We start from the raw sequence: 14,746 nt of genomic DNA on the forward strand, positions 1-14,746 counted from the left end.
TGCTCAGGTTATTATACCATTGTAAAAACATACTTTAATTTATAAAAAGCTGTTTTTATTTGGCTATCTCATTCGTATGATAGCGAAATTATGGACAAGATTATCTTACCATATTTATCCAAAAAGGGATTATAACAATTAGTAATAACTTTTGTTAACGTTGATAAGTAAAAACGAAAGTCATTGGTTTTGTATAAAAATTCTTGCATTTTCTGGTGAAAAGGCGTACAATGGTAAAGTAAGTTTTGAGCTTGCGTATTAAGAAATAGCCTCCTTAGCTCAGTTGGTAGAGCAGTAGACTCTTAATCTATGGGTCGTAGGTTCGAGTCCTACAGGGGGCATAAAAAAATAAAAAATAAGCGTTGTTAAGGCGCTTATTTTTGTGTTTGTAAGTATTCTTTTGAATATTGCACTTATAAATTTTCTGTGATATAATTTTTCCAAAAGTTTAATAAATTTTAATTAAGAGTTCTTTTAATGAGAATATGGAGAGAATATGAACGTTTTTACTAGGGGATTATCACAAACTTTTTCACCTAAAAATGTGATTCGTGAACTTATCACCTTACGTTTCTTTGACTATATAATGCTTTTAGTGATGCTTGTTGCGCAAGTGGTAGCCTATATTGCAACTGATGCATTTGATTTGATTAGCAATCTGTCATTGGTCGTTGGGGTATTTACAATTTTGAACCTCATTTTGATGAATAGAGGGCGATTGACTAACTATCTTTGGGGGACAATCGGAACGATTTTTTGGTGGGTTATAGCATTACAGAGCCATTTGATTGGTGATATTTTTAGTCAGACTTTTTATTTGGTCATGCAATTTGTAGGGATCTACTTTTGGCAGAAAAATTTGGATGATTTTGAGGGAGGCTCTGGTGAAGTAGCTCCTCGGAAGATAACAGCTAAGATTGCAAGTCTTGCTATTTTGGCTTTTGTAGTAATTTATGGAATTGTTTTAGCCACTTCTCATGGACTTCATGGTCAGCAAATATTCCTAGATGCAACGCTTTTGCCTCTAGGAATATTGTCTATGGTATTAATGACTTATGGCTATCGTTCACAATGGTTGGGATGGATTTTGATTGATTCTATCAATGTTATCATTTGGTTTAATAATTGGAATTCTGGAATACATGGTGGTAGCTCTGCTTTAGGAATGTTCGTTTTACAGATTACGATGCTCTTAAATTGTATCTACGGAACGTATCTTTGGTTTAGTAAGAAACCAGAGTAATGCATAGTTATTCTGCGTATCATAGGACTGGTTAAAGCGCTGTCAGCGTACTAACAGCTTTCTTTCCAAATGAAAATTGTCTGAAAAAAGTGTATAATACTGAAAAAGACTTCTGTCAGCGTGCTGACAGAAAAGAGTGAAGGAAGCGCTATGGATTTAACAAATAGATTTAACCCTAATTTGGATAAAATTGCAGTTTCGATGATTCGTCAGTTTGATCAACAAGTTTCTAGTATTTCAGGAATTGTCAAATTAACTTTGGGTGAGCCTGATTTTTATACGCCTGAACACGTGAAGCAGGTTGGTATTGAGGCGATTACGGCGAATCAGAGCCATTATACTGGGATGGCTGGTTTGCCTGATTTAAGACAGGCTGCGAGTGATTTTATGGCTCAAAAGTATGGTTTGACTTTTAGTCCAGACAATGAAATTTTGGTTACAGTTGGGGTTACAGAAGCAATTTCTGCAACTTTACTTTCAATTTTAGTGGCTGGTGATGAGGTGTTGATACCTGCGCCAGCTTATCCTGGTTATGAGCCTTTAATTACGCTTTCTGGTGGTACTTTGGTTGAGATTGACACTACGGCAAATGATTTTGTTTTGACGCCTGAGATGCTTGAATCTGCGCTTGTAGAACATGTTGGAAAGGTAAAAGCAGTAATTTTGAATTATCCTGCAAATCCGACAGGGGTAACTTACACGCAGGAGCAAATCAAATCACTCGCTGAGGTCGTCAAACGGCATGAAGTTTTCGTCATTGCTGACGAGGTTTACAGCGAGCTAAATTACACGGGTGAGCCTCATGTTTCAATCGCGCAATATGCGCCAGAGCAAACGATTGTGCTGAATGGTTTGTCAAAATCTCATGCAATGACGGGCTGGCGGATTGGGCTGATTTTTGCTCCGTCAGTGCTGACAGCGCAAATCATTAAGACGCATCAGTATTTGGTCACGTCAGCAAGCACGCAGTCGCAGTTTGCGGCGATTGAGGCGCTGAAAAATGGGGCAAATGATGCAGAGCCGATGAAAAAAGAATATTTGAAACGGCGTGACTTTATCATTGAGCAGATGAGTAAGCTTGATTTTAAAATCATCAAACCTGATGGCGCTTTCTACATTTTCGCCAAAATTCCTGACGATTTGAATCAAAATTCATTTGAATTTTGTGTGGATTTTGCGCAAAATAAATCTGTTGCGATTATCCCTGGAATCAGTTTTGGTCAATATGGGGAAGGCTTTGTCAGACTTTCTTATGCGGCATCAATGGATGTGATTGAACTTGCGATGACACGTTTGGCAGAGTATGTCGCTGATAAACGTGGATAAAGGCTGTCACTACACGCTTTCACATTATACTAGTTCAACTGCCTTGAGACGATTGACAAAAGTGGTGCTTTCCTTATCCGCAATCTTGATACATTGCATCAAGCGCGCGAGATGGTTTACGTTTACTCTTGTTGCTTTAGCCTAAGCAAAAGGAGGATAGCGGGAAGTTGCGTAGACCGTTCGTAGAACGGCGTGGGAAGCACATAGTCGAGCGAACCATTTGCCTCGTTGCTTCAGCAAATTAGACCCGTGGTGCATTAGCAACGTAGTGGAGTAATTTCTAAAAGGACTTTTTAGAAATTAAACAGTATTAAAAATATGAGGCACAGTGTTCTGGAAGTCTGGCGTTGGACGATTATATTTACAGCAATTCGTCAGGACTTAGACACTTGGTCAGCATACTGACAGGATGGTAAAAAATGGAATGGTATGAAAATCGGATTTTATCTGCGAAAAATGGTACAAATCCAATGGTGATGGTAGAAATGAAAGCAGGATTTGCTGTGTTTGGCGATGTACAATTTTTGCCAGGTTATTGTGTATTGTTGCCCAAACATGAGATTTTTCAACTGAATGAACTTCCTTTGGCTGAGCGCACACAGTTTCTCTCGGATATGGCTTTGCTTGGCGATGCAATTATTGCAGCTTGTGAGCCGTTGCGCGTGAATTACGATGTTTTGGGAAATGCTGACCAATTTCTTCATGCGCATATTTTTCCGCGCTATGACTGGGAAGAGTCGAGTCGTCGAGTAAAACCAGTGTGGCTCTACGATGAAGCAAATTGGTATAGTGAAGATATAGCTTATCGGCCAGAGATTCATGATGAGCTTCGTAATCGTATAAAAGAAGAGTTAGTAAAACTAATGACAGAAAAATAAATACTGACAGAATTCTGTCAGTATTTTTTGATTTTTGTTCAATATAAAAGAATAGGGAAGCACCAACTTATTTTTCATTATTTCTTGCCAATCGTACTCACGTCTTGGTATAACTGAATTCGCAACACCAGAAGCTATGAGAAAAGACAAAATGGAACCTGCTCTACGGGCAGAACCACATTTTTCTATCTCCGTGCTTCCTGGCACTACGCTGTCCATTAGCTACAAAGAGCCAACTGGCATTTCTCTACACTTCTTGACGGTGTTGCCCACATCTTGCTATAATTAAATAAAAAGTAGGTGAAAGGAGAGATGATGCGGGATGTTGAAACACGTGGTTTGATTCTTTATAGTCAAAATTACAAAGAAAAAGATAAGCTTGTAAAAATTTTTACTGAATCGTTTGGTAAGCGAATGTTTTTTGTAAAAAACTTTGGTAAATCAAAATATGCTAGTGGATTGCAAAACTTTACTTCATCAGTACTGACAGCGACAATCAATGATGAAGGTTTTAGTTTTATTGATGACGTCAGCGAAACGGTGACTTACAAACATATCATTGAAGACATTTTTGTCAATGCTCATGCTTCTTATATCATTAGTCTTGCAGATAGTGCGATTGCTGACAACCACTATGATCCGGCTTTGTTTTCTTTTTTGATTCGTGCTTTGGAATTGCTTGATGAAGGTTTTGATATGGAAATTATTACCAATATTTTTGAGCTTCAAGTGCTTAATCGTTTTGGTGTTTCGCTCAATTTTGCGGAGTGTGCTTTTTGTCACACGACAACTGGACCTTTTGATTTTTCCTATAAATTTAGTGGTTGCTTGTGTCCGAAACATTTTGATGAAGACTTGAGACGGAGTCATCTTGACCCAAATGTTATCTATCTCTGCAATCTTTTTCAGGAAATTTCTCTTGATGAGCTCAAAAAGATTTCTGTCAAACCAGAAATGAAACAAAAAATCCGTCAGTTCATTGACGGACTTTATGATGAGTATGTTGGCATTCACCTCAAAGCAAAGAAATTTTTAGATGGTATGGGAAATTGGGCGGATATTATGAAATGAGTGAAAAAATGAATCAATCAAACTGGGGCTACGTTTTCCGAGAATTAAGAGAAGCGAAAAATTTTTCATTGTCAAAAGCAGCAGGGGATTATCAAGGGTCAACAAATTACATCACTTCAAAAGTACAAGTTTCAAGGTTTGAGCGTGGGATTTCCGATATTACATTGACAAAAATTTCTGGATTACTCGAAAATATAGGGGTCTCTTTTGAGGAGTATCTCTATCACATCAGGAGTTACGAACAGCCTAGAGAAATTTCGCTTGTCGAGCATCTTGGACGATTCCAAGAGCTAAATCAGTTGGATAAGATTGAAGAACAGCATTTGATTTTGGCAAATGATTATCAAAAAACGAAACAAAGAAAGTTTTACTGGCTTGCTTTGGAGTTTAAGGCCTATCTGGCATTGAAAAATTTCAAAGATTATGAAATCAAAGCTGAAGAAATCAACGCAGTCAGCGACTATTTGTTTTCGGTATTGGAGTGGGGAGAGAGTGAGATTTTTCTTTTTGGAGAATTCATCCCATTCTTGTCAGAAAAACAGGTGTTTGATTATGCTAAAGAAGTAGTCAATCGCACAGAATTTTACCGCCAGTTTCCTCAACACAAGCAGCAAGTTGTACTAATGATAAGGGATTGTGCGCTCTATTTTATTGATAAGACAATGAAAGAAGAAGCGAATGAGTTGCTGAAAGACTACAAAAATCTGATTGCGAGTCCTATTGTAGATGTTTACAATCGAAAGGAGTACAAGTTTGTAGAAGGAAAATATCTGCTTATGGTAGGAAAAAAACAAGAAGCACAGCAAATTTTTGAATTTTTAGCGCAAATGTATGAATTGCTGGACTATCCAGAAACAGCAGAAATGATCAGAAAAATCGTTACAAATAAGTAATGATTTTTTAATGTTAATTTTTATATGATACACTGTGCTTGTGGCGAAGAACGAAGCAACTTGTCACAAATCATAAAAAAATTAGGAGGTGACCAAGATGAAAGTCACAATCAAAAAGAATAAAAAGGCACAAGAAACTCGCCAACATGTGATCAATGTTTGCAGTTGAGAGACTTTGAAGCTGCCATAATGAGCAGCTTCTTCTTTTTTATTTGGGAAAGGAATCTCCTATGGCATTATTTACTAATTATGTAGAACAAGTAGAAAGCTCAGACAGCACGATTTTGTACAATTTTTATAACGGTATCTCCATAAAATATCCTCACATATTATTTAAAAATATAGAAGAATTTTCCAGTAATAGTGATATTTATGATCTTTTAAATTCTGAGCAATTTTTGTCAAATAATTTTCACTTTAAAATCATCGATAGGACACTCCAACTCATTCTTCTTATTCACGAAGATTGTAATTTTCGGTGCACCTATTGCTACGAGAAATTTGAAAAAGGTGCGATGAGTAAAGAAATTGCAGAGAGTGTCCTAAGGTTTATAAAAAAAGAAATAACGGAAAATAGGGAAAAATACGATAAGATACAACTTTCATGGTTTGGTGGAGAACCATTGCTAAATCTAAAAATCATTGAGTTTTTAAGTGATGAAGTTTTGAAACTAGCAAGACAAAATGACTTGGAATATTATTCAGATATTACTACAAATGGTTACTTGCTCAGTCCAAGAATTTTTCAAAAACTTTTGAATTTAAAAGTGAATAATTTTCAGATCACGATTGACGGGACGCAAGTCTATCACGACAAACAACGACTTTTAAAAAATGGACATGGAACATATGCTAGAATCATCCAAAATTTGTTGAGCATCAAGAAAAATATAACTGATGATACGGTTATTATCCTTAGGACAAACGTAGGAAAAGAGAATTATGAAACGATGGATGAAAATATATCAAATCTCATTTCCCTATTTGGAGATACAGAAAATATTTTACTTTTTTTCCACAATATTGGTAACTGGGGAGAAAAGGAGATAGAAGTCGTAAAAAAAGACATCCGTCTTGAATTAACAAAACGGGTTATTGAACGTGGCGGTCATGTTGTACCGTTTATTTGGACGATGGGACCAGATAATATATGTTATGCAGCAAAAGAAAATCACTATGTCATAGGATCCATGGGTTTGGTGTATAAGTGCACAGTCGCTCTTTATGATCAAAGAAATATTTTGGGGAGATTGGACAAACAAGGAAATTTGCTAATAGACAGAAAAAAAGAAAAAATGTGGACAGAAGTAGAGCTAGATGAAGAATGTTATTCCTGTACACTCTTACCAAGTTGCCTGAACAATAGATGTCCTCTGAATAGAATGACTTCCAAGCAAACTCACTATTGTCTTCCCACAAAAGGGCAAATCGAAGAAATGATACTAGTATTGGACAAGCAAAATCTGATTACGTATGAAATTGGAGCGAATTGAATGAACCTTATCAAAAGAAACTCCACTTTTCGGTCTCTTTTTCTTTGTAATGTCTTTAACACGATGGGAAGCAATCTCTTCTCATTAGCCTTTATTATCTATGCTTCGACTTATCCCAATAGTAAGATGTATATCTCTCTAGCAGCACTACTCATGGTTTTTCCGACATTTTTAAATGCTTATATGGGCTATCTGGCGGATCACACCATAAACAAGAAACGAGCCCTATTTATAACCTCGTGGATTCAATCAGGCTTATTTATAACTGTAGCACTTGTGATTGCGCAGCGCACCCTTATTATTTTTCTATTTTGTATTTTAATGAATTTAGTAGATGAGCTCTTTGCAATGTATAAAGACGGTTTAGAGCTACCAATCATGCAGGAGCGTGTATCATCAAACGATATACAATCCGCTTATGGCTTGATGCAAGGGATAAGCTCCTTAATTGGAATTGTGGGTAAGCCTGTTGGACTCATGCTCTTAGCATTATTAGGTCACTCGTTTTCCATTCTTGCCTTAGTCAATGCAGGCTTATACCTGATATCAGGTTTTGTATTACTAGGAAGCCGAAACTCCCTAGATGTCACTGTAAACTTAGACCAAGAAAAATTTCATTTCTCAATCAAAACGACTTTATCACAAATCGGAGAAGTATTCAAAAGGGATCAGGCAGCATCGGCAACGAATCTTATCATTATGGTACTTATTATCAATTTTTCGATTAATGGTATTTTACCACTCATTGACCTCGCTATGGTTCATCACAATCCGTTTGACAGCAGTTTTGGATTCGCTGTCACGGTGTTTAGTATTACATTCTCTTTAGGAATTTTTATCTCCTCAATTTTTATGAATGACTTGTTTCATAAAGGAAGTTTGACAGCGATATTAAGGACAATTTTGGTTTTGCTCATTTTGTTCTCCTTGCTTATTATTCCTTTCGGATTAGCTGCAGTTGCCGTTCTCTTTATCATAGGATATGCTTTTGCAAAGGTAAATCCTAAATTGACAAGTATCATTATTCAAATGATTCCAAAAGAAGATTTAGCGACTGTTAGAGGAGGAATTTCAACATTTTTTGCAACAGCAAGCTCTTTAGGTGTACTAGTGTATGTTGCGTTAGCAAATATCATTGGTGTCAATTTCACCTTTTCTCTTATTGCATTGTCATGTTTAATCACTATCCTTTATCCTATCTTTATCAAGCCAAACAAAGAACCTCTCCAGTAGTTTTGAAGAGGTTCTTTGTTTGATTAAACGTGAATAGGCAATCCATCAGCCAATTCAGCAGTATCCATAATCGCTTCACCAAGCGTTGGGTGAGGTTGGATAGTGAGTGAGATGTCTTTAGAAGTCAATCCATTCTCAATAGCGAGAGAAAGACCAGAAATCAAGTCAGAAGCACCAGGACCAACAATTTGAGCACCAATAATGGCTCCTTCTTTAGTTTCAGTAATCAAACGTAAGAAACCTGTGGTGTCATTCATAGAAATCGCACGACCATTTGCGGCAAATGGGAATTTTGAAATCTTGACATCTTTACGCTCTTTAACAGAATCAGGTGTTTCACCAACTGTAGCAAGCTCAGTTGTAGTATAAGCTACGGCTGGCAAAGCGACGTGCAAATCCACATCATCTTCGGCTCCTGCGATTGCAGCAGCAGCAACTTTAGCTTGGAATGAAGCTTTATGTGCAAGCATAGGTCCAGGAACTACATCACCAATAGCATAGATATGAGGAACGTTTGTAGCGTAAGAGTCGTCAACTTCAATTAAACCGCGGTCAGTCAATTTAACATCAGTATTATTCAAGCCAATCAAGTCTGTGTTTGGACGACGACCAACAGAAACCAACAAGTAGTCGCCAGTCACTGTTTGTTCTTTACCATCCACTTCAAAAGTCAAAGTCACATCTTTGTCTGTTTGGACAGCGGATTTTGCCATTGCAGAGGTAAAGATTTCAGAACCAGCAGACTTCACGCGATTTGCGATGATATCAGACATCTCTTTATCAAAACCATTTAAGATATGGTCAAGTCCTTCAACAATCGTGATTTTAGAGCCGAGCATACGGTAAGCACCGCCAAGCTCAGAGCCAATAACACCACCACCAACAATAATCAGGTGTTTAGGCACTTCAGGAAGTGAGAGCGCACCAGTAGAGTCAATAATACGACCACCAAATGGGAAAGGAGGAATTTCAATAGGACGTGAACCTGTAGCGATAATCACATCGTTAAACTGTAAGAGTTGGAAACCATCTTCTTGTTCAACATTAATTGTATTATTGTCTACAAATTCGGCAGTTCCTTTGATAACGTCAATTTTGTGTTTTTTCAACAACATTTTAACGCCACCAGTTAATTGATTAACAACTTTTTCGTCTTTCCATTTTTGCGCAGCAGACCAGTCAAGTTCAACATTTTTAACTGAAAGTCCAAAAGGATTTTCACCTTTTTGTTCTTCCAAAGATTCTTGATAGTGGTGACCCACGTTAATCAAGGCTTTTGATGGGATACATCCAATATTCAAACAAACCCCACCAACATTATCTTTCTCAATAACTGTAACTTTTTTGCCTAATTCAGCAGCACGAATGGCAGCAACATAACCGCCAGGGCCTGAACCAATAACAACCAAATCAACTTCTGTTGCTTGTGCACCAACAACCATTTTTTATTCCTCTTTCATTACTTTTAAATTGAAAAATCAAATGGTAACGAATCCTCGGCGAACGATCTCAAAAGGGGCTAACATCCGTTTAGTCTCCTACGGAGCCGTCACGGCTGAACGCCACGGTAAATCAAGGAATTCGCCTGTGCGGAATATATGCCGATAAATCGGCTATATTCTCGTCACTATTTAATTTTCCAGAGGGAGCTACGCTCCTATAATTCAGACACGTATGCAACGCCAAATGTCGCCTATGATTTTCCGCAGAGCGGCACATTTACGCAACTTTTCCAGTAGTGTGAATACTGAGCAAAAGTTGCAAACGAAAATCAAATTTCCATCAACATGAACTCAGGATCAGCCAAAAGTGATTTCAAGTAGTTCAATGAAGTTTGACCCAACATACCGTCAATCAAACGGTGGTCATAGGTCATTGACAGCTTCATGTTTTGACCGACAACGATTTCACCTTCGCCGTTTACGATAGGTTCTTTGACAATAGAGCCAAGTCCCAAAATCACAACGTCAGAACCGTTGATAATTGGTGTGAACCAACTTCCACGCGCAGAACCGATGTTAGAAATCGTAATCGTAGAGCCTTGCATTTGTGCAGGTTTCAATGAACCATCACGAGTTGCTGTTGCCAATTCTGCAATTTCTTTGGCGATTTCAAGGATTGATTTATTTTCAGCTTCATGGATGACTGGTACGTATAAACCAGTAGGTGCATTGACTGCAATACCGACATTGACGTGCTCATGGTAAACAATTTCTTGTTTTTCGTAGTCCACAGAAGCATTGATGTCTGGGAATTTATGAGCTGTTGTAGCCAAAGCTTTAGCCACATAAGCAAGATACGTCAACTTGATGTCTTGTTTAGCCGCAATATCTTTGAAGCCAGCACGATGTTTCACTAGTTTTGAAACTTCAACTTGGTCAAAGTTTGTAACAGGTGGAATATGAGTGTGTTGTGCAGTCATGACTTTAGAGACAACTTTACGTGTTGGGTTCATCGCTACACGTTCGTCTGTTGCACCCGCTTTGACGCTAGGCGCTTTAGGTGCGTCTGCTGCTTTAGGTGCGCTAGGCGCAGCAGGTGCTTCTGGAGTGCTAGGCGCTACAAGAGGAGCAACTTTACCAGATTCAAAAGCTTTGACATCAGCAAGTGTTGTATGACCGTGACGACCAGTAGCGGGTACAAGTGTTAAATCAATACCAGCTTTACGCGCATAATGACGTACAGATGGCATAGCGAGGACACGACCAGCAGAAGTTGTTTTAGTTAAAGGTGCATTGCCAGCGGGCGCAGCAACTGCAGGAGTAACTTCAACAGCAACAGGAGCAGGGGTTGCTGTCGCTGGAGCGGCAGAAGAGCCATTTCCGTTGTATTCGATTAAAGGAGCACCAACTTCAACAGTCGTCCCTGCCTCAACAAAAAGTTTAGTGACAGTACCAGAGTAAGGTGACAAAATTTCTTGCATGAGTTTATCATTTTGTACTTCAGCAACTGGGTCATCTTCTTTGATTACATCTCCAACTTTAACCAGCCAGTTAGCGATGTCACCTTCGTGCATTCCTTCACCAATGTCAGGCATAGTGAAGATTTGAACATCACCAGTAGGAGCTTCAGCTACTACAGCTGGCGCAGGAGTAGTTTCTGTTGCTCCACCAGTTCCATCACCGTCAAATTCAACTAAAGGGGCATCAACTTCAACGGTTGTCCCTGCTTCAACAAAAAGTTTAGTGACAGTGCCAGAGTAAGGCGACAAGATTTCTTGCATGAGTTTGTCGTTTTGTACTTCAGCGATTGGATCATCTTCTTTGACCACATCTCCGACTTTAACCAGCCAGTTAGCGATGTCGCCTTCGTGCATTCCTTCACCAATATCAGGCATTTTAAAAATCTCAGTCATAATCAACCACCTCTTTAACTTTATTCACGATATCTTCTGCTTTAACCGCCCAATCATTTTCAGCTTGAGCAAATGGGAAGATTGAGTCTGGACCAGTGACACGACCAATAGGCGCTTTGAGGCTCAAAACAAAACGTTCTGAAATTTCAGCCATAACATTTGCCGCAATACCAGCAGTACGTTGGGCTTCCTGAACGACTACGACACGACCAGTCTTTTCAACAGTTTTACCGATAGAAGCGATGTCGAGAGGAGCAACAGTGCGCAGGTCAAGGACTTCTGCCTTGATTCCTTCTTTTTCAAGTTGTTCAGCAGCTTTGAGTGCAAGCGGTACTGTACCACCATAGGCGATGATAGAAACATCAGAACCTTCTTTAGCTACAGCAGCTTGGTCAAGTGGTGTTGTATAATAGCCCTCTGGCACTTCACCTTTGAGTGAGCGATAGAGGTGGAGATTTTCAAGGAAAATGACAGGGTCATTGTTTTCGATGGAAGCTAAAAGTAAACCTTTAGCATCAGCCGGATTTGATGGCATTACAACACGAAGTCCAGGAATTTGCGAGAACAAACCTTCGATTGAATCAGCGTGCATCTCAGGTGTCTTAGTTCCGATACCATAGGGCGTACGAACAACGATATTGTTTGAACGTGTGTTGTTGAAACGATAACGTGTACGACTCATTTGACCTGCGATAGAGTCAAATACTTCAAAGATAAATGTTCCGAATTGAATTTCCATGATGGGATGGAAACCTTGAGTTGCAAGACCAATCGCCATACCACCAATTCCTGATTCAGCAAGCGGAGTATTGAAGACACGGTCTTCACCATATTTCTTTTGGAGTCCATCTGTTGCACGGAATACCCCACCATTTTCTCCGACATCTTCACCAAAAACTAGAGTGTCTTTGTCTTTTTCAAGCGCAAGGTCAAGCGCTTCTGTAATTGCTGCAATATAAGTTTTCACTGCCATTCTTATTTGCCCTCGCTTTCAAATTTTTCAATTTGCTCAAGCATTGCTTGGCTAGGTACTTCAAGTGTGTTTTTGATGAAGCTAGAGATTTTTTGTTTTTCAACATTATTTGCTTTTTTGATGTCAGCATCAATGCGAGCATCAAGTTCAGCAATATAAGCTTCTTCTTTTGCAGTATCCCAAAGTCCTTTGTCTGTCAAGAATTTACGCATACGAACAAGAGGTTCTTTCTTCCACCAAGCATCAATATCTTCTTTTGTACGATAGCGAAGCGGATCATCACCAGCTGTTGAGTGTGGTTCAAGACGATTTGTGATTGTTTCAATAACTACGGGACCATTACCAGCGACGGCCCAAGCGCGTGCTTCTTTTGAAGCGAGGTACATTGCGATAGCATCCATACCATCAACAACAATAGATGGCGCACCAGCAGCCCATCCTTTTGCAGCTAAATGTGGTGCAGCAGTTTGAAGACTTCGAGGAGTTGAAATCGCAAAACCGTTATTTTGAATGAAGGCAACAAGTGGGGCTTTGTAAGCTCCGGCAAAGTTGATTCCTTCATAAGTATCGCCTTGTGAAGAACCACCATCACCTGTATAAACAAAAGCTACGGCATCTTTTTTACGTTTTTTGAGTCCAAGAGCAACACCGGCAGCTTGAACGTATTGAGCGCCGATGATGATTTGTGGGAACCATGAATTGACTGGTTTTCCATCATCAGTAGTGTATTCATTACCAAGCTGGTGTCCACGAGACCAAAGAAGCCCTTTCCAGATTGGCCAACCTTTTGAATAAATCTGTGGAAGGTCGCGATAGCCTGGGAAAAGCCAGTCTTCATCTGTAAATGCAAAGGCTGAGGCCATTTGAGAAGCTTCTTGACCTGCATGGGGACCAAAGAACCCCATACGTCCTTGTTTTGCGAGTTTCATTGAACGAATGTCTACTTGACGCGCAAAAAGCATACTCTTGAAGAGTTCGACAAGTTTTTCATCAGATAGTTCTGCACGTTTAAGTCCATCTTCATCAACGATTTTTCCTTCTTCGTTGAGGATTTGCAACATTGGGAATGCAGTATCTTGCAATTCGAGTTGCGTTTTGAAATCTAAGATTTGTTTACTGTTTGACATTATAGATTTCCTTTCTATTTCCTATTTAGAAATTTAGCATTTTTCTAGTAGTTTTTCTTGAATAAAGCTTGTGAATTAAGCATTATTCAACTAAGTCATCGGCTTTGAACATTTGAGCGAGTTCATCGTTTTCAATTGTTCCGAAATATTGTCCTTCTTTGTTGGAAGTGAGAACTTTATGGACGGCTTCAGGAGTGAATTCGATGCCGATAAACTGCTCTTTAATATCACGCCAGTCACGAACACCGAGGAAATCACCGAGAAAATTGATTTCTGTGATTTTTCCGTGTTCTACATTGACTTGGACGTCGATGCTACCACCTGTAAATTTAGCATGATTGCTAAATGCGAATTTTGGTGACTCACCATAATTCCAATCCCAAGTGGAGAATTGGCTATCACGCCAATCTTTGATACCTGCGAGTTGATTGTCACTCAAGATAAGTTCATTGTCTTTTCCTTCATCAGTGAGATAGTATTTTAATGCTTCGATGAAACTATCTAATGTCAAGTCCTCAGGAGCATAATCTTTGATGTTACCAACGCGAGCGCGGACAGATTTTGCTGCTTTGCTGACGAATTTCTCATCGCTGACATTGAGCGAGCGAATCATGGCTTCAACATCGGTATCCCAGAGAAGTGTTCCGTGATGCATGAGGTAGCCACCAGCGTAGCGCTGAGCATTACCTGATATTTTCTTACCTTCGACTTCAAGATCGTTACGACCTGTGATTTGAGCATTAATGCCAACAGCATGAAGTGCATCATACATGGGCTGGACAAATTGTTTAAAGTTGACAGATGCCGAACTTTCAACGGGGACAAAAAATGTGAAGCAGATATTTCCCTCATCGTGATATACTGCACCACCTCCGGATACACGACGAACGACTTGGACATCGTGATTGTCGATATAGTCTTGATTGACCTCGGCAAAAGTATTCTGGTTGCGACCTACAATAACTGCACGTTTGTTTTGCCATAATGAAAAAACAGGCTCAGTTGGTTTTAAATTGTAGAGTAGCCAGCTGTCCATAGCGATGTTGGTGTAAGCGTCTTGACCTAGATAGTTGATAAATTGCATGTTTATGCATCCTTCCCAAATCATTGTGTTGCCTTTGTCAAAGTTATTTGACAAATTTACACATACAGCT

General features: G+C 39.1%; 12 protein-coding genes and 1 tRNA gene. 8 read left to right on the plus strand and 5 right to left on the minus strand.

Annotated elements, in window-relative coordinates; translation table 11 throughout:
- Nucleotides 1–268 precede the first annotated feature (268 nt).
- The 8 genes from D7I46_RS10215 to D7I46_RS10250 all read left to right on the plus strand — a co-directional run bounded on the left by D7I46_RS10215 (nt 269) and on the right by D7I46_RS10250 (nt 8,137).
- Nucleotides 269–341, plus strand: a tRNA-Lys gene (locus tag D7I46_RS10215).
- A gap of 155 nt (nt 342–496) precedes the next feature.
- Nucleotides 497–1,243, plus strand: coding sequence for a nicotinamide riboside transporter PnuC (gene pnuC / locus D7I46_RS10220; RefSeq protein WP_120772783.1), 747 nt, complete (start codon nt 497–499; stop codon nt 1,241–1,243).
- Between the two features lie 150 nt (nt 1,244–1,393).
- A complete protein-coding gene (locus D7I46_RS10225) occupies nt 1,394–2,569 on the plus strand; it encodes a pyridoxal phosphate-dependent aminotransferase (protein ID WP_120772784.1) in 1,176 nt (391 codons plus the stop codon).
- Between the two features lie 419 nt (nt 2,570–2,988).
- On the plus strand, nt 2,989–3,447 hold the full coding sequence (locus tag D7I46_RS10230; RefSeq protein ID WP_120772785.1) for an HIT family protein: 459 nt from the start codon (nt 2,989–2,991) through the stop codon (nt 3,445–3,447).
- Between the two features lie 315 nt (nt 3,448–3,762).
- Nucleotides 3,763–4,518, plus strand: a complete 756-nt coding sequence (recO, locus tag D7I46_RS10235) for a DNA repair protein RecO (RefSeq protein WP_120772786.1) — start codon at nt 3,763–3,765, stop codon at nt 4,516–4,518.
- Nucleotides 4,515–5,411 (plus strand): Rgg/GadR/MutR family transcriptional regulator, encoded by an 897-nt coding sequence (locus D7I46_RS10240; RefSeq protein WP_240424415.1) that lies wholly within the window; start codon nt 4,515–4,517, stop codon nt 5,409–5,411. The genes recO and D7I46_RS10240 overlap by 4 nt, the downstream gene beginning before the upstream one ends.
- Nucleotides 5,412–5,641: 230 nt before the next feature.
- On the plus strand, nt 5,642–6,904 hold the full coding sequence (locus D7I46_RS10245) for a radical SAM/SPASM domain-containing protein (protein ID WP_120772787.1): 1,263 nt from the start codon (nt 5,642–5,644) through the stop codon (nt 6,902–6,904).
- Nucleotides 6,905–8,137 (plus strand): MFS transporter, encoded by a 1,233-nt coding sequence (locus D7I46_RS10250; protein WP_120772788.1) that lies wholly within the window; start codon nt 6,905–6,907, stop codon nt 8,135–8,137.
- 23 nt (nt 8,138–8,160) lie between these two features.
- Here D7I46_RS10250 and lpdA read toward each other — a convergent pair whose 3' ends face one another.
- The 5 genes from lpdA to D7I46_RS10275 all read right to left on the minus strand — a co-directional run bounded on the left by lpdA (nt 8,161) and on the right by D7I46_RS10275 (nt 14,676).
- A complete protein-coding gene (gene lpdA, locus D7I46_RS10255) occupies nt 8,161–9,579 on the minus strand; it encodes a dihydrolipoyl dehydrogenase (protein WP_120772789.1) in 1,419 nt (472 codons plus the stop codon).
- A gap of 329 nt (nt 9,580–9,908) precedes the next feature.
- On the minus strand, nt 9,909–11,492 hold the full coding sequence (locus D7I46_RS10260; protein ID WP_120772790.1) for a 2-oxo acid dehydrogenase subunit E2: 1,584 nt from the start codon (nt 11,490–11,492) through the stop codon (nt 9,909–9,911).
- A complete protein-coding gene (locus D7I46_RS10265; protein WP_120772791.1) occupies nt 11,485–12,465 on the minus strand; it encodes an alpha-ketoacid dehydrogenase subunit beta in 981 nt (326 codons plus the stop codon). The genes D7I46_RS10260 and D7I46_RS10265 overlap by 8 nt, the downstream gene beginning before the upstream one ends.
- 2 nt (nt 12,466–12,467) lie before the next feature.
- Nucleotides 12,468–13,592, minus strand: coding sequence for a thiamine pyrophosphate-dependent dehydrogenase E1 component subunit alpha (locus D7I46_RS10270; RefSeq protein WP_120772792.1), 1,125 nt, complete (start codon nt 13,590–13,592; stop codon nt 12,468–12,470).
- A gap of 82 nt (nt 13,593–13,674) precedes the next feature.
- Nucleotides 13,675–14,676, minus strand: a complete 1,002-nt coding sequence (locus D7I46_RS10275) for a lipoate--protein ligase (protein ID WP_120772793.1) — start codon at nt 14,674–14,676, stop codon at nt 13,675–13,677.
- Nucleotides 14,677–14,746 lie beyond the last annotated feature (70 nt).

The sequence above is a fragment of the Lactococcus allomyrinae genome (genome assembly GCF_003627095.1).
In the GTDB taxonomy this organism is placed as follows: domain Bacteria; phylum Bacillota; class Bacilli; order Lactobacillales; family Streptococcaceae; genus Lactococcus; species Lactococcus allomyrinae.